A 20,134-nucleotide genomic window follows, 5' to 3' on the forward strand; every position below is an offset into this window, starting at 1 on the left:
GGATTTTCGGCGGCTCTGCCCTAAAAATTAACCGCTATTCCGCAAGCCCGCCGCGATACCATTGATCGACAAATGGATTCCCGTGCGCGCTGCCGCATCCTGCTTGCCCTCGCGGAAACGCTTCAGCAGCTCCACCTGCACGTGATTGAGCGGGTCGATATAGGGGAAACGGTTGCGTATCGAACGCTGCATCAGCGGATTGGCTTGCTGCAACTCTTCCTGGCCCGTGATCAGTTTCAAGGCGTCCAGGGTGGCCGCGTACTCGGCGCGGATGCGGGTAAAAATGGCATCGCGCAAGGCCTTGTCCTTGACCAGTTCCGCATACTTGCCGGCAATGGCGATGTCGCTCTTGGCCAGCACCATATCCATGTTCGACAGCAAGGACGTGAAGAAAGGCCAGTCCGTGTACATGCCGCGCAGCACGTCCGCGCCATCGGCGGGATGGGCGGCCAGGTAGGCTTGCACGGCGGAACCGAAACCGAACCAGCCCGGCAGCATCAAACGGCATTGCGCCCAGCTCAAGACCCACGGAATGGCGCGCAAATCCTCGATGGACGTGGATTTCTTGCGCGAAGCGGGACGGCTGCCGATGTTCAGGGCGGCAATTTCCGCGATCACCGTCGATTCCCAGAAATACTGTTCAAATCCATCCGTGCCGTAGACGAGGTCGCGGTAGGCGTTCAGGGCCGTGCCGGACAGCTCTTCCATCGCGGCCAGATGGCCCGCGCCGGCAGAAGCCTTCGGTTGCAGCTGGGCCTGCGGCAGCAGGGTCGACTGGATGGTGGCGGCCACCAGCACTTCCAGGTTGCGGCGCCCCACTTCCGGGTTCGCATACTTGGCTGTGATGACTTCGCCCTGCTCCGTCAGCCGTATCTGTCCCTGCACGGCGCCTGCCGGCTGGGCCAGGATGGCTTCATAGCTGGGTCCACCGCCGCGTCCCACGGAACCACCGCGGCCGTGGAACAGGCGCAGCTTGATCTGATATTCCTTGAAGACCGTCACCAACTCGATCTCGGCCTTGTAGAGTTCCCAGCCGGACGTCAAAAAGCCGCCGTCCTTGTTGCTGTCCGAATAGCCAAGCATGACTTCCTGCTGGTCCGCGCGCGACTCGAGCAAGCCGCGGTAGAACGGCAAGCCGAACGCGCGCGCCATGATGGCGGGCCCGGCGCGCAAGTCGTCGATCGTTTCAAACAGGGGAATGATGTTGACGTCCGCTTCGCGGCTGTCCTGGCGCAGCAAGCCCACTTCTTTCAGCAGCAAGGCCACTTCCAGCAAGTCCGACACGCTGGCCGCCTTCGAGATGATGCAGTTCGGCACAGATTCTTTGCCGTACTTGACGTGGGCTTCGCGCACGGCGCGGAAGATGTCGAGTTCGGACGTGGTTTCTTCCGAGTATTGCGCATACGGCGACGTCAGCAGGCGCGGCGATTCCAGTTCGGCCAGCAGCAAGCTGATGCGCTGCTCTTCGTCGAGGTCCAGGTAGACGAGGCCCGGCTGGGCGCCCGCGAATAGTTCGCCCACGACACGCTCATGCACGTCGGAATTCTGGCGCAAGTCGAGCGGCGCCAGCGAGAAACCAAACACCTTGACGGCGCGGCGCAGCTGGCGCAAGCGGCCCCGTGCCAGTGCGCGCAAGCCATTGCTGACAAGCGAATGCTGGACCACATCCAGGTCGGCCAGCAGTTCGGCAGCCGCGGCGTAAGGCTGCACGCCGTCGGCTTGCTTGCCCTTGCCGGAAAGAACCACGCGCGTGTTTTCCAGGCGCGCATGGATGCCATGCAGGGCACGGCGGTACGGCTCGTCGACGCGGTGCGGCGAGGCATCGGCCGAACGTTCGGCCAGCGCGCGCAGCGGCTCGCTGCAAGCGTTCAATATTTGCGCCAGCGACAGTTGCGAAGCGAGCTTGCGCAATTCGCCGAGGTAAAAGTCGAGCACCTTGTCGGCCTGCGTTTGCAGGGTGCTGCGCAGGATGTCGGCCGTGACGAAGGGGTTGCCGTCGCGGTCGCCGCCTATCCAGCTGCCGACCTTCATGAAATTCGGTAATTCCGCATCTTCCCAGCGGGCGTCGCGCTGGGCCAGCATGGTTTCCAGCGAAGAATACAGTTTCGGTAATTCGCGCAAAATCGTGTGGTCGTAGAACGACAGGCCATTGGCCACTTCATCCATGACGGACAACTTGCTCGTGCGCAGCAAACGGGTCTGCCACAAGGTCACGATGCCGCGGCCCAGCGCTTCTTCGTTCTGTTCCGCCTCTTCCGGTGTCATCTGCACGCGGTCGCGCTCGCTCAACAGGCGGGCAATGGCCATCTGGCAATTCTGGATGCTCTTGCGCTGCACTTCCGTCGGATGCGCCGTGAAGACGGGGCTGACGAACGCATCTTCAAAGAAGGTTTCCAATGCATCTGCCTTGCCCGCGTCAAACACGTTGCCGACGGCATGGCTGAGGCTACCCTGGCGCGGCGGCGAGCCGGCGATCAAGTGGGCGCGCGTGCGGCGGATGTGATGCTGGTCTTCCGCAATATTGGCCAGCAGCGAGAAATAGCTGAAAGCGCGCGTCAATTGCGTGGTTTCTTCTTGCGACAGCGCTTGCAGCGCGTCCGACAGCTGCGCACGCGCCGCTTCATCATTGTCGCGGCGGAAACGGATGGCCAGCTGGCGCACATGTTCGATGCGCTCGAAGGCGGGGTCGCCCAGATGGTTGCGGATGGCGTCGCCCAGCAGACGGCCCAGCTGGCGGATATCGCTGCTCAGCAGCTCGTCTTTCACTTCATTCATTTGCATGGTATGTATTTCCTGGGGCGGCCACGGCGGCACCGCACAGATTGCGTAGTTCGCGCTTCCCGGCCCGGGAAACGCCCATCGTCGAATTTGTAGTAAATTTACCTTATTGCTTCACCATCCTCTTGATTTCCATCAAAAAAAATCCTACTCAAAGGGCCAACAAGGGCTTACGAGCTATTTACCAGGGCAACAATATGAAAATTTACTACGCATTTAAGCGAAAGGCAATCAACTTTTGTCTTTCGAAGCGGAAAAGTGACGGCGCAACACACACGGCCGGCGCTCTCCTGTATGCTGCGGATGAAACAAGGATGTAATCCACATCTTTCACACACCTGACAAAAACGTAGCGAGCGGATGAGAGTTGTGGCCGAGAAGCGCAGCTGTGCGGATGCACAGTGAGCATCGCAGGCCGCAAATCGCGATGCGCAGTAGCTTTGTCGGGTGTTTACTCTCTACTCCCATGCGACTGACTGCCTATACCGACTACACCCTGCGCACCCTGATGTACCTGGGCGTGCACCGCGACCGCCTCGTCACCATCCAGGACATCGCCGACCTGCATGCCATCTCGAAAAATCATTTGATGAAGGTGGTGCACCAGCTGGGCCTGTCCGGCATCGTGGAAACGGTGCGTGGGCGCAATGGCGGCCTGCGCCTGGCGCGCGATCCGGCCGAGATCAATATCGGCACCGTCGTGCGCGAGACGGAAAACGATTTTTTCATGGCGGAATGTTTCAACAAAGAAAACAATACCTGCCCGCTGACACCCGATTGCCTGCTGAAAGCCAAGCTGGGCCAGGCCACGGCCGCCTTCCTGGCCGTGCTCGACACGGTGACCCTGGCGTCGATACTCGAAGCGACGCCGGGCGCGCCCGCGCTGGCGGCCGGCGTGATCCCCCTGCGCGTGGCAAAGTAAGCACGCCAAAAACAACAATGCCCGGCGAACCGGGCATTGTTTCCTGCAGCGACTATCTAAAACATCAATGCGCGCTGGCGCCTGCCGCGCCGATGCCCGTCTCCGAACGCATTTGCTGCGCTTCGTAGCCGGCGCGGTCGATGCGCGCGCGCGGGCTCTTGTCGAGCACCGAGAACAGCCAGATGCCGACGAAGCCGGCCGTCATCGAGAACAGCGCCGGCGAGGCGTAAGGAAACAGCGCTTCGCCATGGCCGAGCACGTCGACCCACACGGACTTCGACACCACCGTCAGCGCGACGGCCGTGGTCAAGCCGAGGAAGCCGCCGATGGTGGCGCCCCGCGTCGTGCAATCCTTCCACAGCACCGACATGAACAGCACGGGGAAGTTGGCCGAGGCGGCAATCGCGAAAGCCAGCGAGACCATGAAGGCGATGTTCTGCTTTTCAAAGGCGATGCCGAGCACCACGGCGATGATGCCCAGCACGATCGTCGTCACGCGCGACACTTTCAGTTCATTGGCGCCCGTGGCCTTGCCCTTCTTGATGACGGTGGCATACAGATCGTGCGACACGGCCGACGCGCCCGACAGGGTCAAGCCCGCCACGACGGCCAGAATCGTGGCAAACGCGACCGCCGACATGAAGCCGAGGAAGACGTTGCCGCCCACGGCCTTGGCCAGGTGCACGGCCGCCATGTTGTTACCGCCCAGCAGCTTGCCTGCCGCATCCTTGAACTCGGGATTGGTGCTCACCAGCACGATGGCGCCAAAGCCGATGATGAAGGTCAGGATGTAGAAATAGGCGATCCAGGTGGTGGCCCAGAACACGGATTTGCGCGCTTCCTTGGCGCTCGGCACCGTGAAGAAACGCATCAAAATGTGCGGCAAACCGGCCGTGCCGAACATCAGCGCCATGCCGAACGAGATGGCCGAGATCGGGTCCTTGATGAAGGAACCAGGGCCCATGATGGCTTCCTTGGTGGCGTGCACGTCGACCGACTTGGCGAACAGCGCTTCCGGGCTGAAGTTGAATTGCGCCAGCACGGCCACGGCCATGAAGGTGGCGCCGCCCAGCAGCATCACGGCCTTGATGATCTGTACCCAGGTGGTGGCCGTCATGCCGCCGAACAGCACGTAGATCATCATCAAGGTACCGACCAGGACGACGGCGATCCAGTATTCGAGGCCGAACAGCAGCTTGATCAGCTGGCCCGCGCCCACCATCTGCGCGATCAGGTAGAACGCCACGACGACGAGGGTGCCGGACGCGGAAAAGATGCGGATCGGCGCCTGCTTGAAGCGATAGGCGGCCACGTCGGCAAAGGTGAAGCGGCCCAGATTGCGCAGGCGCTCGGCCATCAAAAAGGTGATGACAGGCCAGCCGACGAGAAAGCCGATGGCGTAGATCAGGCCATCGTAGCCGTTCAGGAAGACGGCGGCGGAAATGCCGAGAAACGAGGCGGCCGACATATAGTCGCCCGCGATGGCCAGGCCGTTCTGGAAGCCCGTGATGCCGCCGCCGGCCGTGTAGAAATCGGAGGCCGACTTGGTCTTCGCGGCCGCCCACTTGGTGACGAACAGGGTGAAGATGACGAAGGCGGCGAACATGATGATCGCCGTCCAGTTGGTCGGTTGCTTGACGGCCTGGCCCAGGTCGGCGCCGGCCGCGAACACGGCGTTGCTGGCACCCAGCAAGGCCAAGGCGCTCAGACAGGACGCTCCGCGCAGCGCATGCTTGGCGGCGCTCATGCCTGCACCCGTGCCTGGATGGCGTTGCTCAGGTCGTCGAATTGCTTGTTGGCGCGGCGCACATAGATGCCGGTAACCAGTACGGTAAACACGATGACGAACAGGCCGATCGGCATGCCCCAGGTCATCACGCCGGCGCCCGTTTTCGTGGCCAGGAATTCCTTGTTGAAGGCGATGAGCAGGATGTAGCCGTAGTACACGAGCATCATCAGGCCCGTCAGTGCCCAGCCGAAGCGGGAACGCACCTTGACCAGCTGATGATAGCTGGGGTCGCTCTTGATTTTTTGAACCAGATCGTCATGCATTGTGTTGCCTCCTGTTATGTAAAAGCGTGCTCTTTTGTGCGAGCTTGGATTCACAGTACAGCGCGAGGCTTACCCGCCCCTTACGGCAGCGTTTTTTCTCGCGGGGACAACATAAGGCAGGCAGAAAAATCAGTTCAAGGCGGCAGCCGGTCCGAAGAATTCATGGTGCGTCTGCTGTTCCGGCACGCCCAGTTCGCGCAAGTATTGCTTGACGGCCCGCATGAATGGCTGCGGTCCCAGGAAATAGGCATCGACATCGCGCGAGGCCGGCAGCCAGTCATTCAGCTGCTCTTTATTCAGCAAGCCGACGGCATCCGGTGCATCGTGTTCGCCACCATGTTCCGCATAGCAGTAATAGCGCTGCAGCTGCGGATGTTGCGCGGCCAGCTCGTCGATCTGCGCGCGAAACGCATGCACGCCGTGGTTGCGCGCCGCGTGGATGAAGTGCACGGGACGCTTGCCGCGCAGGGCCGCCGTCAGCATGGCCAAGGTCGGCGTGATGCCCACGCCGCCGCTGATCAGCACCAGCGGCTTGTCGCTGTCTTTCAGCACGAAGTCGCCCGATGGCGGCGTCAGCTGCACAGTGTCGCCCGCCTGCACATGGTCGTGGAAATGGTTCGACACCTTGCCGCCCGCTTCGCGCTTGACGCTGATGCGGTAGGTCTGGCCATTGCTGGCGGCCGACAGCGAGTACTGGCGGCGCATGGGCACGCCATCGACGGTGGCCACCACGCCGATGTACTGGCCTGGCGCGAAGTCGAGCACGGGCTGGCCATCAACGGGCGCCAGCAGGAAGGATGTGATCTCGCCGCTTTCCACTGTCTTGCTGCGCACGGTAAAGTCGCGCGCGCCGCTCCAGCCGCCCGGTGCGGCCGCCTGCGCCTTGTAGATGCGCCCTTCTTCGCCGGCCAGGATGTCGGCCAGCTGGCCGTAGGCCGCGCCCCAGGCATCGATGACGGCATCGCTGGCGACCTCTGCGCCCAGCACTTCGCGGATCGCCTGCAGCAGGCTGGCACCCACGAGCGGATAGTGCTCGGCGCGAATCTGCAAGGCCACATGCTTGTTGACGATGGTCGACACGAGGTCGCCCAGCGCATCCAGTTGATCGATATGCTTGGCATACATCAGCACGCCATTGGCTAGCGCGCGCTGCTGGTCGCCGCTGTGCTGGTGCGCCTGGTTAAAGTACGGCAGCACTTCCGGATGGTCGCGGAACAGATTCTTGTAGAAGTGGCGCGTCAGCGCTTCGCCGCCCTGCTCGAGGATGGGGACGGTGGCCGTGATGATGGCGCGTTGTTCTTGGGTCAGCATGTAAAACTCCTGTGTGGATATGGGTAAGCGGTCTCAGGCCAGCGTCTCTACAGCTGGATATAACTCATGGTCTTCGCGGCGCATGCGCTGGAACAGCGCGTGCAGCACGGTATTGGCTTCGCTGCGGAAGGCTTCCGGTTCGGCTTCCAGGCGCACGGGCGTATTCCAGCGGCCGGCGAAATCGAGGTAAGCGCCGGCGATGCCGTGCATTTCGTTTTCGTACTGGCGCCCCAGCTGGGCCACCTTGGCCACGCCGGACGCTTGCGCGGCCGGATACAGGTAGCGCTGCTCGACGGCCAGGTGCAGCTTGATCAAGCCGCTCATGGCGATGATCTGTTCGGCAATCGCCTGCGCCTGCGCGGCCACACCGCCGCGCGCCAGCTGGCGCAAGTCGTCGATGGCGGCCAGGATGGCCAGATGCTGCTGTTTGAATTTGTCGATATTCATGGCGTTTTTCTCTTGTTGAGTGCAGCCAGTGTAGCGGAATTGGCATAAACATGCAAATTACATGTATCTTTAAAGCTTCGACGTTTCCTGGAGGAATGTAAATCGACATGCGCCACTATGTGCGGCACAGAACACAAGCTTCCGCGATGCCTGCCTATAATTTGCTCATCACAGCGCGGGCCCGTTTGCAGCCGTGCCGCACCCTCCACTCCAGCCAAGGATGAGCATGAGAATGAAGACGGACACTGCCAAGACGGGCACGGGCCAGGCGCAGCAACTGGCCGGCATCATCAACGAACACCACACGGAACTGCTGGACGGCTGGATGGCCGGCCTGATCGCCCGCCTGGTGCGGCGCGACAAGATCGCGGAAAACGAGCTGCGCCAGCAGGCATCGCAATTGCTACCGCTGCTGGCGGGCGCGCTGGAAAGCGGCGACTCGTTCGACATCGAAGGCGGCGCCTGGGACGATACGCGCCAGCTGATCGCGGAAATATCGCAGTCGCGCGTGCGCCAGGGCTATTCGCCGATCGACACGGCCAGCTTCATGTTCGCCTTGAAAGAGCCGCTGTTCGGCTACCTGCGCAAGGCGATCACGGCGCAGCCGGAGCAGCTGGGCGACGCCATCGTCAGCACCAGCAAACTGTTCGACGAGCTGGGCCTGCTGACCATCGCCATCTACCAGAAGGCGCGCGAACAGGTGATTCTGCGCCAGCAGCAGGAATTGCTGGAACTGTCCACGCCCGTCGTGCAGCTGTGGCAAAACGTGCTGGCCCTGCCCCTGATCGGTACCCTCGACAGCGCACGCACGCAGGTGGTGATGGAGAGCCTGCTGCAAAAGATCGTCGATACGGGTGCCCTGATCGCCATCATCGACATCACGGGCGTGCCGACCGTCGACACCCTGGTGGCGCAGCACCTGCTGAAAACCATCGCCGCCGCGCGCCTGATGGGCGCCGACTGCATCATCAGCGGCATCCGCCCGCAGATCGCACAAACCATCGTGCACCTGGGCGTCAACCTGGAAGACGTGATGACCAAGGCCACCTTGGCCGACGCCTTCGTCGTGGCCCTGAAACGCACGGGCTCCAGCATCAGCTACCAGCAGCAAGCACACTGAGGAGCCTATGGAAAGAATCCCCATTTTACGCATGGGCCGGCTGCTGCTGGTGACGATCCAGGTGGACATGCACGACCGCCTGGCGATGACCTTGCAGGACGACCTGACTACCCGCATCGTGACGGACCGCGCCACGGGCGTGCTGATCGACATTTCCGCGCTTGACATCGTGGACTCCTTCATCGGCCGCATGATCAGCAACACGGCGGCGATGGCGAAAATCCTCGACGCGCGCACCGTCGTCGTCGGCATGCAGCCAGCCGTCGCCATCACCCTGGTGGAACTGGGGCTGACCCTGGAAGGCGTGAGCACGGCGCTCAACGTGGAGCTGGGCATCAAGATGCTGGAACGGGGCGGCGCATGCGCATGACGGGGGCGCCATGCTAGGCGCGCAGGCACAGGAGCGGACGCAGACGGGAGGGCCGCAGACGCAGCAGATCCTGCCCCTGCATAGCGACGAAGACGTCGTGCGCTTGCGCAAGCAGGTACGCGACAGCATGGTCGCCATGGGGTTTGGCCTGATCGAACAGACCAAGATCATCACGGCGGCCAGCGAGCTGGCGCGCAACACCCTGCGCTACGGCGGCGGCGGCGAAGCGCGCATCGCGCGCGTCTGCGATGGCGCGCGTCAGGGACTGGAGCTGCGCTTTGTCGATGCGGGACCGGGCATCGACGATATTCCCCTGGCGCTGACCGATGGCTACACCAGCGGCGGCGGGCTGGGACTGGGGCTGGGCGGCGCCAAGCGCCTGGCCGACGCATTTCACATCGACACGGCGCCCGGCGCGGGCACCACCGTCACCATCGCGAAATGGAAGCTGTTTTGAACCACCAGGAACCACAGCCTGACATTCTCAGGCAAAGAAGTTTTCCCATCGGCGAACCGAGCGAGATCGCCGCGGCCCGCCGCGCCGGCAACGAGCTGGCGCGCCGCATCGGCTTCGATGACGTGCGCACGGGCCAGCTGGCCATCATCATCAGCGAAGCGGCGACCAACATCGTCAAGCACGCGCAGCGCGGCGAAATCCTGCTGCGCAAGGTGCTGCGCGGCGGCACCAGCGGCATCGAAGTACTGGCCATCGACAACGGCCCCGGCATGGCCAATGTACGCCAGCACATGCAGGATGGCCATTCCACCACGGGCACCTATGGCGTGGGGCTGGGCGCGATACGCCGCCTGGGCCAGGAATTCGACCTGTACACGGCGCCTGGCAAGGGCACGGTGCTGATGGTGGTGGTCTGGGGGCAGCACGCCAGCAGCGCCATCCCCGCCCATCCGAACTGGCGCATCGGCGCCGTGTGCCTGCCGCTGGCCTCGGAACAGGTGTGCGGCGACGCCTGGAACGTGGTCTGCGAAGGCCATGAACTGAGCCTGATGGTGGCCGATGGCCTGGGCCACGGCCCGCTGGCGGCGCGCGCCTCGGAACGCGCCAGCGCCTTGCTGGAAACCGACACGCCCGGCTTGCCGCCCCTGCCCGCGCCCTTCATCGAACTGGCCCACGGCGCCCTGCGCACGACGCGCGGCGCGGCCATGGCGGTGGCGCATATCGACAGCGCGCGCCGCGAATTGCGCTATGCGGGCGTGGGCAATATCGCCGCCTGCGCCTTCGATGCGCAGCAGCGCCGGCATCTGCTGTCGCATAACGGCATCGTCGGCAGCAACCTGCGCAAGGTGCAGGAGTTCTGCTATCCATGGCAGCTGGGCACGACCTTGATCATGCACTCGGACGGCTTGCACACGCGCTGGGACCTGGAACAGTATCCGGGCCTGGCGCAATGCCACCCCAGCCTCGTCGCCGCCGTGCTGTACCGCGATTTTGCGCGCGGGCGCGACGACGTCACGGTGGTGGTGCTGCGCGAACATGAGGAATGCCAGGCCGTCACCGAGGAAAGGAGCGAAACAGCATGACGCAACGCATATTGACGGCCCATATCGGCAGCGAACTCGATGTGGTGGGCGCACGCCAGCGCGCGCGGCAGATCGCCGCCCTGTGCGGCTTCGGCGTGCAGGACCAGGTGCGCATCGCCACGGCCGTGTCGGAACTGGCGCGCAACGTCTACAACTACGCCGGCAGCGGCAAGGTGCATTTCGCCATCGACGGCCAGACGGCGCCGCAGGTGCTCAGCATCCGCATCGAGGACCAGGGTCCCGGCATCGCACAGCTCGACAAGATACTGGCCGGCACCTACCGCTCGCCGACGGGCATGGGCCTGGGCATCCTGGGCGCCCAGCGCCTGATGGACCGCTGCCATATCCACAGCACGCCCGGCGAAGGCACGCAGATCACGCTGCACAAGCTGTTCCCGCGCGACGCGCGCCTGCTCGACGGGAGCATGATCGGCACGCTGTCCGGCAGCCTGCAGGCGCTGCCTTCGGATATCACGCTGTCCGAAGTGCAGCAGCAGAACCGCGAACTTTTGACCACCCTGGCCGAACTGAAGACGCGCCAGGACGACCTGCTGCAGCTGACGCGCGAACTGGAAGACACCAACCGGGGCGTGGTGGCGCTGTTCGCGGAACTCGACGAAAAAGCCGACCACCTGCGCCGCGCCGACCAGATGAAATCGCGCTTCCTGTCGAACATGAGCCATGAATTCCGCACCCCGCTCAGCTCCATCCGCGCCCTGTCCAAGCTGCTGCTCGACCGCATCGACGGCGAGCTGTCGGAGGAACAGGAAAAGCAGGTGATGTTCATCCTGCAAAGCGCAGTCAGTCTGAGCGACCTGGTCAACGACCTGCTGGACCTGGCCAAGATCGAGGCGGGCAAGGTCGACGTGCACGCCAACAGCTTCCATGTGGCCGACCTGTTCAGCGCCCTGCGCGGCATGCTGCGTCCGCTGCTGGTGTCCGATACCCTCACCTTGACCTTCATCGACCCCGACCCGGCGCTGCACATCCACACGGATGAAGGCAAGCTGTCGCAAATCCTGCGCAACTTCATCTCCAACGCCCTCAAATTCACCGAGGCCGGCGCCATCGTCGTCAGTGCCACGCCCTTGCCGGAGCAGGACGCCATCCGCTTTTCCGTCTCCGACACGGGCCTGGGCATCGATGCCGAAGACGTGCAGCTGATCTTCGAGGAATTCAGCCAGGTGGAAAACCACATGCAGCGCAAGGTCAAGGGCACGGGCCTGGGCCTGCCCCTGTGCCGCAACCTGGCCACCCTGCTCAATGGCACGGTGTCCGTGGAAAGCACACCGGGCCACGGTTCGCTGTTTTCCGTCGTCCTGCCCACCAGCTACCATGCGCCCGAAGGCAGCCTGCCGCCCAGCGCGCCGGCCAACGACAATGGCAACGACCAGCGCATCGGCGTGCTCGTGGTGGAAGACAATCCGCCCGTGCGCCTGCTGTATGAAAAATTTTTGGCCGGCAGCGAATTTCGCGTCGTTCCCGCGCGCAGCGTGCGCGAGGCGCAGGAGCGCTGGGAACAGCAGCGCCCCGCCGCCGTCATCCTCGACATCCTGCTGCACGGCGAAACGGCCTGGCATTGGCTGGCCGAGCTGAAAAACGACCCGCTGCGGCGCCAGGTACCTGTCATCGTCGCCACCGAGATCGACGACGTGCGCAAGGGACTGGCCCTGGGCGCCGAGGCCTACTACATCAAGCCGCTGTCGCGCCAGCAATTGCTGGCGACCCTGCGCGCGCTGATCGGCAATACACATCACCGGCAAGAGCCGGCTCCGCCGCAAGGCACAACCACATGGGACAATGCGCATGCTACCGGATAACAACAGCGATGCTCTGATCCTGAACGTCGATGACAGCGACGGCGCACGCTACGCCAAATCGCGCATCCTCAAACGCGCCGGCTTCAAGGTCATCGAAGCCTCGAATGGGGGCGACGCGCTGCTGCGCGCCCGCCAGGACCGCCCCAACCTGATCCTCCTCGACGTCAAGCTGCCCGACATCAACGGCCTGGAAGTGTGCCGCCAGCTGAAGGGCGGCGCCGAGACGAACACCATCCTGGTGCTGCAGACGTCCGCTTCCTGCATCGGCACGGCCGACAAGATCCGCGCCCTCGATGGCGGCGCCGACAATTACCTGGTCGAGCCGATCGAGGCCGATGAACTGATCGCCAACGTCAAGGCGCTGCTGCGGCTGGGACGGGTCGAGCGCGCGCTGCGTGACGTGGACCGCCGCAAGGATGAATTTCTGGCCACCCTGGCGCACGAATTGCGCAACCCGCTGGGCCCCATCCGCACGGCACTGGCCCTGCTGTGCAAGCTCGACCCCGTCGTGCCGGCCGTGCAGGACAACGCACGCCGCACCATCGGCCGCCACACCGACCACCTGGTGCGCCTGGTAGACGACCTGCTCGACGTGTCGCGCATCTCGCAGGGCAAAATCTCGCTGCAATGGGAAAGCGTGAGCCTGGCCAGCGTCATCCGCAGCGCGCTGGAGACGAGCTCGCACAGCGTCGAAGCGCGCGGCCATGCGCTGGACGTGAACCTGCCCAAGGAAGAGCTGTGGGTCTGCGGCGACGCCGTGCGCCTGTCGCAGATCGTCGCCAACCTGCTGCTCAACGCGGCCAAGTTCACGGCGCCGGGCGGGCGCATCGCCATCACCGCCGTGCGCGAAGGCGACAACGTGCGCATCCGCCTGAGCGACAACGGCATCGGCATCGCCGCCGCCAGCATCGACAGCATCTTCGGCCTGTTCGAGCAGAGCGGCCACTCGCCCGACCGGGTGCAGGACGGCCTGGGTATCGGCCTGTCGCTGGTGCGCAACCTGGTGACCTTGCACGGCGGCCAGGTCAGCGTGCACAGCCCCGGCGTGGGACTGGGCAGCACCTTCGAAGTCATCCTGCCGCTCGACGCCAACCTGCCGCAGCCGGCCGCGCCAGCGCCGGAGGCGGCCGCCGGCGGCAGCCAGCGCATCCTCGTCGTCGACGACAACTGCGATGCGGCCGACACCCTGGCCGAACTGCTGGAAATGTACGGCCACACGGTGCGCACGGCCTACACGGGCACGCAAGCGACCGAGCGCACCCTGGAATTCAAGCCCGACATCGTCTTTCTCGACATCGGCCTGCCCGACATGAGCGGCTACGACGTGGCCATCAAAATGCGCCAGCTGCCGATACCGCAGCAATTCCTGCTCGTCGCGCTGACCGGCTATGGCCAGGAACACGACCGGCAGGCGGCCCTGGCGTCGGGTTTCAACGAACACTTCGCCAAGCCCGTCGATTTTGGCAAGCTGGCCATGCTGGGATTGCATATCGCACCGTGAGCGCGGTGGCGGCTGCGTGTTGCCAGGGCGTCCGCTATAATCGGCGGCCGCCTCACCTCTGGAACCATGACATGAAAACCCGCACGCCGCTGCTGCGCATCACCATGATACTGGGCGCCCTGCACGCCCTGCTGGGCTGGCTGCTGCTGCCTGCCCTGCCCGTCGGCCTGGCCGGCTGGCTGCTGGGCGGCGCCGTCTTACTGGCCTCGACCATGCTGATGCCGATGACCATCTTCGCCCGCGCCGTCACCAACGATGGGCGCCTGGCCGACCGCTTGAGCTGGGCCGGCTCGCTGTGCATGGGCTTTTTTTCCTCGCTGTTCGTGCTCACGGTGCTGCGCGAGCTGCTGATGCTGATTCCCGCCACCCGACCGCACGCGCAGGCGTCCGCCGTGGCCGTCCTCGTTCTGGCGCTGCTGGCCACCGCCGTCGGCTACCTCAACGCCCGCAGGGTGGCGCGCGTGCGCGAGGTCGACGTGCCCATCGCCGGCCTACCGGCCGCCTTGCAGGGTTTGACCATCGTGCAACTGAGCGACATCCACGTGGGCGCCACCATCAAGCGCGCCTACGTGGAAGCCATTGTCGCGCGCGCCAACGGCCTGCGGGCCGACATCATCGCCATCACGGGCGACGTGGTCGACGGCACGGTGGCGCAACTGGCCAGCCACACGGCGCCGCTGGGCGAGCTGCGCGCGCGCCATGGCGTCTTCCTCGTGACGGGCAACCACGAATACTATTCGGGCGCCGCGCCGTGGGTGGCGGAGTTCCGCCGCCTGGGCTTGCGCGTACTGATGAACGAGCACACGGTGCTCGAACACGACGGCGCACGCCTGGCCCTGGCCGGCGTCACCGATTTCAACGCGGCCAGTTTCGACCCTGCCCAGAAAAGCGACCCGCAAGCGGCCATCTCCGGCGCACCCGCCGATATCCCCCGCATTCTGCTGGCGCACCAGCCGCGCAGCGCGCCCGGGGCCGAAGCGGCCGGCTACGATCTGCAACTGTCGGGCCACACGCACGGCGGACAATTCTGGCCCTGGAATCTGTTCGTGCCGCTGCAGCAGCCGTATGTGGCGGGCCTGCACCGGCAAGGCCGCTTGTGGATTTATGTGAGCCGCGGCACCGGTTACTGGGGCCCGCCGAAACGCATCGGCGCGCCGGCGGAGATTACGCGGCTCAGGCTGGTGGCGGCGTAATTCGGCTTTGCAGCAGGCATTGCGTTGGAGGTAGTCGTCAAAAAACATCGCATCACAAATCGCCACCTATGCCAAAGATGCGGAATATTCCCTGATCAGAAATCCGCCGAGGCTCCACAAACTCCAGCCCCACCATCTCACAATTTTCAAGATAAGAACTCACATACTCAACGATATTCTTCATACCAGGAAAAAGACCATGCTGGCTCACATTCCCAAGCGAAGCCTCAAAAAATCTCCGGTTGCTCGAACATGCCAGCCGAATTAACGGACCAAAGCCATCCACATAAAAATCGTAGCCCAAAAAACCTGGCATCATCGGGTGGGATACTGCCAGAATTATCAATCCATATCAGATCATCTTTTTCCCGCCCACTTTCCGACAAAGATAGAATAGTTTGGACCTCGGATAAATCACGGCATATTCCACAACTATATATCTTGTTGGCAGCGAGTCCGATTTTTCGCCGCAAGTTCACCAGTTCATAGCCAAGCCTTTTGGCAAAGAAAGCAGTATCGAGACTGCGCCACGGATCTCGATCCATTCCGCGATAAATCGCTGTGCCATGAACAGTATCAATACTTCGCAAGCAGTCCCCGTGAATTTCCCCCACATTGACTGGCGCTGAAACAATCAAATATGTAGTGGCGATATCTAACATTTTATCCTTACCTCCAAGATCAATTCCTGCAAGGAAAATTCGGCCATAAGAAAAAATCTTGCGCGTTTCCACAACTCAAAGGGCTCATCCAGGGCAGCTGCTTATTTTCATGCCAGGTTTGAAGGCAGTGCGTGAATCGGGATGGCTTACCCCGTAAGAGAAAACCATGCAGCCAAAGAAGATTATAAAGACGATATAAAACCATTTTGAACGAAAAAAACCATCTCTGACGTAATCATCAGGGACAATATCGATGCCGGCCACAGTATCACTTCTTAACGTGCGGAAGAGCTTATGCGCGCCATACAACTGAAGAAATGTGCCTGCAACCACCCAGCCCCATGAAAATTCAGGGCTTAACTTTCCGCAGCCAGTTGAAAAATGTACATCGATGAATATTGCAATCGCCAATACGGATACAAAAAATATCTTTTTGGTTTTGGACATTTTATTCACCCTTGCTCTGCGCAACTGACCATCCAGCGCTCGAAACGCGCCACCACGGCCGGTGGATTCAATCGTTCCATCGCGCCTTCCACTGCTTCGCTGTCGCTGACCTCGAACAGCAGCACGCAATCGTCGCGCTGCGCGCCCGCACCAAAACAGCCTTCGGCATCGAGCTGCGCCAGCGCCGCGATGCAGGCGTCGAACACGCCGGTGCGGAAGGTGTCGAAATCGACGTCGAACGGCAAATCGCGGTGCGCCTGCAGCAGCAATCGGTAGGCGCTGTCGAAATACGCGACCCCGTCCTCAAACGCCCATTCCGCCGGATTCCACAACATCTCTTCACCGTACTCCGAGGCGGCCAGCGCTTCGCGGCTGTTGGCCGCCGGCCCGATGGTCATGGCACTGTCGTCGCTGACCAGCGCGAAAGCGTCGATGTGCTGGCCGGGATGGGCACGGCGCACGGCCCCAAATGCCAGGCGGGCGGCATCCGCTACCAGTATTCGCAGCAGAGCGAAATCAAAGATGGCCGGATCGATGAGCATGGTGCGCGCCAGGGTATGGCCACCGGCGACAGCTGCATCGCAATGGGACAGATAGGCGGCCTGCGCTTCCGCTATGCTCGCATACTGCGTGCGCGTCTCCTCGCCCCAGGTCATGGCCGCGCCGCTGGCCGTCCACACGGTCGTGCCAAAGACGCGCGCTTCCTGGAAGCGGGCTGGCTGACCGCCATCGAAGGTGTAAAACAGGCTGTAGTTGTCAGGCATGAGAATTTTTCATTGTTTAATCGGGCCGCATCTGCGCGGCGAAATCGCGCTGGCGGAATTGCTCCAGCAGGAAATCGACGAACACACGCGTCTTTGCGGGCAGCAGTTTCTTGCTCGGATAGTACACGGACAGTGGGCCGGAATCGGCATGCCAGCCGGGCAGCAGCCGGACCAGGGCTCCGCTGCGCAAATGGGCCAGCGCATGCGGCATGGGCAGCAGCGCCACGCCGACACCGAGGATGGCCGCCTGCGCCATCGCTTCCGGATCGTCGAAGATGGCGCGCGGGCGGCATTCGGCCACGCCTTCGCCGCCCGCGCCATCGCGCAGTATCCAGCTGCGCAATCGGCCGCTACCGGCCGAGCGGCGCGCCACGCCGTCGAACTGGGCCAGATCCGAAGGGTGCGTGGGCATGGCCTTGCCCCGCATGAAAGCGGGCGATGCCGTGGCGACGATGTGGGCGTGGCCCAGTTCGCGCGCCACCACGCCCGGCGTCAATTCGATGCCACCGCCGATGGCCACGTCAAAACCTTCGCCGATCAAGTCCACTTGCCGGTTGTCGAAATGGCAGTCGGGGATGACACCGGGGTAGCGGGCGATGAAGTCGCCCAGCAGGGGCACCACGTAGCTGCGCCCGAACGATGGTGCCATGCTGATTTTCAGTATGCCGGCCGGCTGGCCGCCCTCTTCGGCCACGCCGGCAATGGCTTCGCGCAAGGTGGACAGGGCGCCGCCTATCTGCTGCAGGAAGCGTTCGCCCCCTTCCGTCAGGGTCAAACGACGCGTGCTGCGCTGGAACAGCCGCAGCCCCAGGCTCGCTTCCAGCCGCGCCACATTCTTGCTGACGGCCGCCGGCGTCAGCCCCAGGCGGCGCGCGGCGGCCGAAAAGCTGCCCAGCTCGGCAGACAGCACGAACGATTGCAAGTGATTGAGGGCTTCCATGCCCCTATTCTACCAGCTCATTTAATACCAATGGTTGAAAGTGATTGTAGGGATTGATGGCTAGCGCGCCAGGAATGAAAGGCAGATACTGAATTCCTCGACTCCTCACTCAGAAAGCACATCATGCAAACCCAAGCCACCACCAGCACCTCCCTGCCACTGCAAGATAAGATCGCGTTTGTAACGGGCGGCTCGCGCGGCATCGGCGCCGCCATCGTGCGCCGCCTTGCCAGCCAGGGCGCCAACGTCGTCTTCACCTATCAAAGTTCCGCCGCCGAAGCACAGGCGCTGGCCGCCAAAGTGGAAGCGGCCGGCGGCAAGGCCTTGGGCGTGCAGGCCGATGCGGCCGACGCCACCGCCCTGACGGCCGCCATCGCCAAGGTGGCGGCGCAGTTTGGCCGTGTCGACATCCTCGTCAACAATGCGGGCGTGTTCCTGCCCGGCGCCATCGACGACTTTTCGCTGGAAGACTTCGACAAGACCTTGAACGTCAACGTGCGCGCCGTGTTCGTCGCCATCAAGGCGGCCGTAGCGCACATGCCAACGGGCGGGCGCATCATCAATATCGGCAGCACGAATGCGCACCGCATGCCGTTCGGCGGCGCGGCCGCCTACGCCATGAGCAAATCGGCGCTGAGCGGCCTGACGCAAGGCCTGTCGCGCGACCTGGGCCCGCGTGGCATCACCATCAATAACGTGGAACCGGGCCCCGTCGCCACGGACATGAACCCGCCGACGGGCGACTTCGCCGACCTGATGCACGGCCTGATGGCCCTGCCCCGCCACGGCACGGCCGATGAAATCGCCGGCATGGTCGCTTACCTGGCCAGCGCGGAAGCGGCGTTCGTCACGGGCGCGGGGCTGAAGATCGATGGCGGTTTTGCCGCCTGATCGAGTCCGAACATCAGCGAGCGGTGCGCCGCCACGCCGGCCATGGCGCCATCAGCCACGGCGAACGCCACGCTGCCCGCCATGCGGCCCGCGTCGCCGCAGCAAAAAACGCCGGGCACGCTGCTGGCCTTTTGCTCGTCGGTGCGCACGAACGGCCCCATGGGCCCCTCTTCCAGCACGCAGCCCAATTCGCCGGCCAGGGAACTGGCCAGGCGCGTGCGGGTCGCCACGAACAGGCCGGCCATCGCGTGGCGGCTGCCGTCGGCCGTGACTACGTCGGCCACGCCGTCGATCCGCGCCACGGGCGTGCGCACCAAAGTTACGCCGCGTGCCGCCAGTTGCGCCAGCTGCGCCGCATCGGGCTCGAACGCGCCATTGAGGAAAAAAGTGACCGTGCCCCAGTCGGGCAGCATCAGCGCATGGTGCATGGACAAGGGGCCGGTGGCCAGCACGCCGATGGCGCCCTGCTCCAGTTCATAGCCGTGGCAATACGGGCAGTGAAAGACGCTGCCGCCCCAGCGCTCGGCCAGGCCATCGACGGGCGGCAGTTCATCGATCACGCCGGTGGCCAGCACGAGGCGGCGGCCGTGCACGACATGGCCGTCCGCCAGGGTCACATCGAAGCCATCGCCATCGCTGCTGGCCGCGGCCTGCACGGCCATGCCGTCCCGCCAGGTGACGCTGGCATACGCCATCAGCTGCGCCTTGCCCTCGGCCGCGATGGCGGCCGTGCCGCTGCCGTCCTGGGTCAGGAAACCGTGGGAATGGCTGGCGTAGCGGTTGCGGCGCTGGCCGCCGTCGATCACCAGCACGCGGCGGCGGGCGCGCGCCAATTGCGTGGCGGCGGACAGGCCCGCGTAGCTGCCGCCGACGATGATGGCATCGAACGGGATGCCAGGCGATTCAGGAATGTGCATGTGGTGCTCCTTTGTGGGTGGCGTATTGTTGGCTGAAACGGTCGGCCAGGTCGGCCAGGGTGACGGCGCCAAAGCGCTGGATCAGCAGCGCCTCGGCTTCATCGAAGGCGCCGGCCAGCGACTGGTTGACAACCTGCTCGACCAAACAGCCCGGCTGATCGACACGGTTGCCCATGGCGAAGATGGTGGGCGAACCCACGGCCACGTAGATGTCTTGCAGGGTCACCTTGTGCAGGTCGCAGACGATGCGCCAGCCGCCGCCATGGCCCTTGTCCGACGCCACGTAGCCGCGCTCGCGCAGGCCAGCCATCACGCGCCGCACCAGCACGGGGTTCGTATCCAGGTAGCCGGAGAGTTCCTCGGACGTCATCGGGCGTCCCGCATGGGCCATGTGCAGCAGCACATGGAGGATCGATGATAGTTTGCTGTCGCGCCTCATGTAACTAATGATAGTACATAA

The 20,134-nt window shown here is 63.6% G+C and carries 20 protein-coding genes; 9 read left to right on the forward strand and 11 right to left on the reverse strand.

Annotated features, from left to right (window positions below; translation table 11 throughout):
* Positions 1-27: 27 nt before the first annotated feature.
* A complete protein-coding gene (gene ppc / locus OPV09_RS16930; RefSeq protein ID WP_338678851.1) occupies positions 28-2,781 on the reverse strand; it encodes a phosphoenolpyruvate carboxylase in 2,754 nt (917 codons plus the stop codon).
* Positions 2,782-3,244: 463 nt separating this feature from the next.
* On the opposite strand from ppc, the gene OPV09_RS16935 reads away from it, so the two are divergent.
* A complete protein-coding gene (locus OPV09_RS16935) occupies positions 3,245-3,700 on the forward strand; it encodes an RrF2 family transcriptional regulator (protein ID WP_070291511.1) in 456 nt (151 codons plus the stop codon).
* A gap of 64 nt (positions 3,701-3,764) precedes the next feature.
* On the opposite strand, the gene OPV09_RS16940 is transcribed toward OPV09_RS16935, so the two are convergent.
* From OPV09_RS16940 to OPV09_RS16955, 4 genes are all read right to left on the reverse strand, one after another.
* Complete coding sequence (locus OPV09_RS16940) at positions 3,765-5,447, reverse strand: cation acetate symporter (protein ID WP_319991465.1); 1,683 nt, start codon at positions 5,445-5,447, stop codon at positions 3,765-3,767.
* Complete coding sequence (locus tag OPV09_RS16945; RefSeq protein WP_034755744.1) at positions 5,444-5,752, reverse strand: DUF485 domain-containing protein; 309 nt, start codon at positions 5,750-5,752, stop codon at positions 5,444-5,446. The genes OPV09_RS16940 and OPV09_RS16945 overlap by 4 nt, the downstream gene beginning before the upstream one ends.
* Positions 5,753-5,881: 129 nt before the next feature.
* Entirely contained in the window at positions 5,882-7,063 is a 1,182-nt protein-coding gene (hmpA, locus tag OPV09_RS16950) for an NO-inducible flavohemoprotein (RefSeq protein WP_338678852.1), read from the reverse strand.
* A 33-nt stretch (positions 7,064-7,096) separates the two neighbouring features.
* Complete coding sequence (locus OPV09_RS16955; RefSeq protein WP_070302663.1) at positions 7,097-7,510, reverse strand: hemerythrin domain-containing protein; 414 nt, start codon at positions 7,508-7,510, stop codon at positions 7,097-7,099.
* A gap of 232 nt (positions 7,511-7,742) precedes the next feature.
* On the opposite strand from OPV09_RS16955, the gene OPV09_RS16960 reads away from it, so the two are divergent.
* The 7 genes from OPV09_RS16960 to OPV09_RS16990 all read left to right on the forward strand — a co-directional run bounded on the left by OPV09_RS16960 (position 7,743) and on the right by OPV09_RS16990 (position 15,053).
* The gene (locus OPV09_RS16960; RefSeq protein WP_338678853.1) at positions 7,743-8,630 is read left to right on the forward strand and encodes an STAS domain-containing protein; all 888 of its coding nucleotides are present in this window, start codon (positions 7,743-7,745) and stop codon (positions 8,628-8,630) included.
* A gap of 7 nt (positions 8,631-8,637) precedes the next feature.
* Positions 8,638-9,000 carry an STAS domain-containing protein gene (locus OPV09_RS16965; protein WP_034755734.1) on the forward strand — a complete coding sequence of 121 codons (363 nt, stop codon included), beginning with the start codon at positions 8,638-8,640 and terminating at the stop codon, positions 8,998-9,000.
* Positions 9,001-9,010: 10 nt separating this feature from the next.
* Positions 9,011-9,457 (forward strand): ATP-binding protein, encoded by a 447-nt coding sequence (locus tag OPV09_RS16970; protein WP_070302665.1) that lies wholly within the window; start codon positions 9,011-9,013, stop codon positions 9,455-9,457.
* Positions 9,454-10,539 carry an ATP-binding SpoIIE family protein phosphatase gene (locus tag OPV09_RS16975; RefSeq protein WP_338678854.1) on the forward strand — a complete coding sequence of 362 codons (1,086 nt, stop codon included), beginning with the start codon at positions 9,454-9,456 and terminating at the stop codon, positions 10,537-10,539. Before OPV09_RS16970 ends, OPV09_RS16975 begins: the two co-directional genes overlap by 4 nt.
* Positions 10,536-12,359, forward strand: a complete 1,824-nt coding sequence (locus OPV09_RS16980) for an ATP-binding protein (protein WP_338678855.1) — start codon at positions 10,536-10,538, stop codon at positions 12,357-12,359. Before OPV09_RS16975 ends, OPV09_RS16980 begins: the two co-directional genes overlap by 4 nt.
* On the forward strand, positions 12,346-13,860 hold the full coding sequence (locus tag OPV09_RS16985) for an ATP-binding response regulator (protein WP_338678856.1): 1,515 nt from the start codon (positions 12,346-12,348) through the stop codon (positions 13,858-13,860). The genes OPV09_RS16980 and OPV09_RS16985 overlap by 14 nt, the downstream gene beginning before the upstream one ends.
* A 71-nt stretch (positions 13,861-13,931) precedes the next feature.
* On the forward strand, positions 13,932-15,053 hold the full coding sequence (locus tag OPV09_RS16990; protein WP_338678857.1) for a metallophosphoesterase: 1,122 nt from the start codon (positions 13,932-13,934) through the stop codon (positions 15,051-15,053).
* A 227-nt stretch (positions 15,054-15,280) separates the two neighbouring features.
* Here OPV09_RS16990 and OPV09_RS16995 read toward each other — a convergent pair whose 3' ends face one another.
* Genes OPV09_RS16995 through OPV09_RS17010 form a run of 4 tightly spaced genes read right to left on the reverse strand, consistent with a single transcriptional unit; the run spans position 15,281 to position 17,866 of the window.
* Complete coding sequence (locus OPV09_RS16995; protein ID WP_338678858.1) at positions 15,281-15,787, reverse strand: hypothetical protein; 507 nt, start codon at positions 15,785-15,787, stop codon at positions 15,281-15,283.
* Positions 15,788-15,799: 12 nt separating this feature from the next.
* On the reverse strand, positions 15,800-16,162 hold the full coding sequence (locus OPV09_RS17000) for a hypothetical protein (RefSeq protein WP_338678859.1): 363 nt from the start codon (positions 16,160-16,162) through the stop codon (positions 15,800-15,802).
* 5 nt (positions 16,163-16,167) lie between these two features.
* Positions 16,168-16,926: a DUF4303 domain-containing protein gene (locus OPV09_RS17005; protein WP_338678860.1), complete on the reverse strand. Its 759-nt coding sequence runs from the start codon at positions 16,924-16,926 to the stop codon at positions 16,168-16,170.
* 16 nt (positions 16,927-16,942) lie between these two features.
* Positions 16,943-17,866 (reverse strand): LysR family transcriptional regulator, encoded by a 924-nt coding sequence (locus OPV09_RS17010; RefSeq protein WP_338678861.1) that lies wholly within the window; start codon positions 17,864-17,866, stop codon positions 16,943-16,945.
* 123 nt (positions 17,867-17,989) lie between these two features.
* On the opposite strand from OPV09_RS17010, the gene OPV09_RS17015 reads away from it, so the two are divergent.
* A complete protein-coding gene (locus OPV09_RS17015) occupies positions 17,990-18,757 on the forward strand; it encodes an SDR family oxidoreductase (RefSeq protein ID WP_338678862.1) in 768 nt (255 codons plus the stop codon).
* Here the strand turns inward: OPV09_RS17015 and OPV09_RS17020 are convergent.
* Both OPV09_RS17020 and OPV09_RS17025 read right to left on the reverse strand, forming a co-directional pair.
* Positions 18,685-19,674 (reverse strand): NAD(P)/FAD-dependent oxidoreductase, encoded by a 990-nt coding sequence (locus OPV09_RS17020; protein WP_338678863.1) that lies wholly within the window; start codon positions 19,672-19,674, stop codon positions 18,685-18,687. The genes OPV09_RS17015 and OPV09_RS17020 overlap by 73 nt on opposite strands.
* Entirely contained in the window at positions 19,661-20,113 is a 453-nt protein-coding gene (locus tag OPV09_RS17025) for an Rrf2 family transcriptional regulator (RefSeq protein ID WP_331776427.1), read from the reverse strand. Before OPV09_RS17025 ends, OPV09_RS17020 begins: the two co-directional genes overlap by 14 nt.
* Positions 20,114-20,134: the final 21 nt, after the last annotated feature.

The sequence above is a fragment of the Janthinobacterium sp. TB1-E2 genome (assembly GCF_036885605.1).
Lineage (GTDB): Bacteria > Pseudomonadota > Gammaproteobacteria > Burkholderiales > Burkholderiaceae_D > Janthinobacterium > Janthinobacterium aestuarii.

What these genes read in the sequence shown, in the direction of transcription:
- ppc (WP_338678851.1), bottom strand. Translation starts at nt 2,781, where the DNA reads ATGCAAATGAATGAAGTGAAAGACGAGCTGCTGAGCAGCGATATCCGC.
- OPV09_RS16935 (WP_070291511.1), top strand. Translation starts at nt 3,245, where the DNA reads ATGCGACTGACTGCCTATACCGACTACACCCTGCGCACCCTGATGTAC.
- OPV09_RS16940 (WP_319991465.1), bottom strand. Translation starts at nt 5,447, where the DNA reads ATGAGCGCCGCCAAGCATGCGCTGCGCGGAGCGTCCTGTCTGAGCGCC.
- OPV09_RS16945 (WP_034755744.1), bottom strand. Translation starts at nt 5,752, where the DNA reads ATGCATGACGATCTGGTTCAAAAAATCAAGAGCGACCCCAGCTATCAT.
- hmpA (WP_338678852.1), bottom strand. Translation starts at nt 7,063, where the DNA reads ATGCTGACCCAAGAACAACGCGCCATCATCACGGCCACCGTCCCCATC.
- OPV09_RS16955 (WP_070302663.1), bottom strand. Translation starts at nt 7,510, where the DNA reads ATGAATATCGACAAATTCAAACAGCAGCATCTGGCCATCCTGGCCGCC.
- OPV09_RS16960 (WP_338678853.1), top strand. Translation starts at nt 7,743, where the DNA reads ATGAAGACGGACACTGCCAAGACGGGCACGGGCCAGGCGCAGCAACTG.
- OPV09_RS16965 (WP_034755734.1), top strand. Translation starts at nt 8,638, where the DNA reads ATGGAAAGAATCCCCATTTTACGCATGGGCCGGCTGCTGCTGGTGACG.
- OPV09_RS16970 (WP_070302665.1), top strand. Translation starts at nt 9,011, where the DNA reads ATGCTAGGCGCGCAGGCACAGGAGCGGACGCAGACGGGAGGGCCGCAG.
- OPV09_RS16980 (WP_338678855.1), top strand. Translation starts at nt 10,536, where the DNA reads ATGACGCAACGCATATTGACGGCCCATATCGGCAGCGAACTCGATGTG.
- OPV09_RS16985 (WP_338678856.1), top strand. Translation starts at nt 12,346, where the DNA reads ATGCTACCGGATAACAACAGCGATGCTCTGATCCTGAACGTCGATGAC.
- OPV09_RS16990 (WP_338678857.1), top strand. Translation starts at nt 13,932, where the DNA reads ATGAAAACCCGCACGCCGCTGCTGCGCATCACCATGATACTGGGCGCC.
- OPV09_RS17000 (WP_338678859.1), bottom strand. Translation starts at nt 16,162, where the DNA reads ATGTCCAAAACCAAAAAGATATTTTTTGTATCCGTATTGGCGATTGCA.
- OPV09_RS17005 (WP_338678860.1), bottom strand. Translation starts at nt 16,926, where the DNA reads ATGCCTGACAACTACAGCCTGTTTTACACCTTCGATGGCGGTCAGCCA.
- OPV09_RS17010 (WP_338678861.1), bottom strand. Translation starts at nt 17,866, where the DNA reads ATGGAAGCCCTCAATCACTTGCAATCGTTCGTGCTGTCTGCCGAGCTG.
- OPV09_RS17015 (WP_338678862.1), top strand. Translation starts at nt 17,990, where the DNA reads ATGCAAACCCAAGCCACCACCAGCACCTCCCTGCCACTGCAAGATAAG.
- OPV09_RS17020 (WP_338678863.1), bottom strand. Translation starts at nt 19,674, where the DNA reads ATGCACATTCCTGAATCGCCTGGCATCCCGTTCGATGCCATCATCGTC.
- OPV09_RS17025 (WP_331776427.1), bottom strand. Translation starts at nt 20,113, where the DNA reads ATGAGGCGCGACAGCAAACTATCATCGATCCTCCATGTGCTGCTGCAC.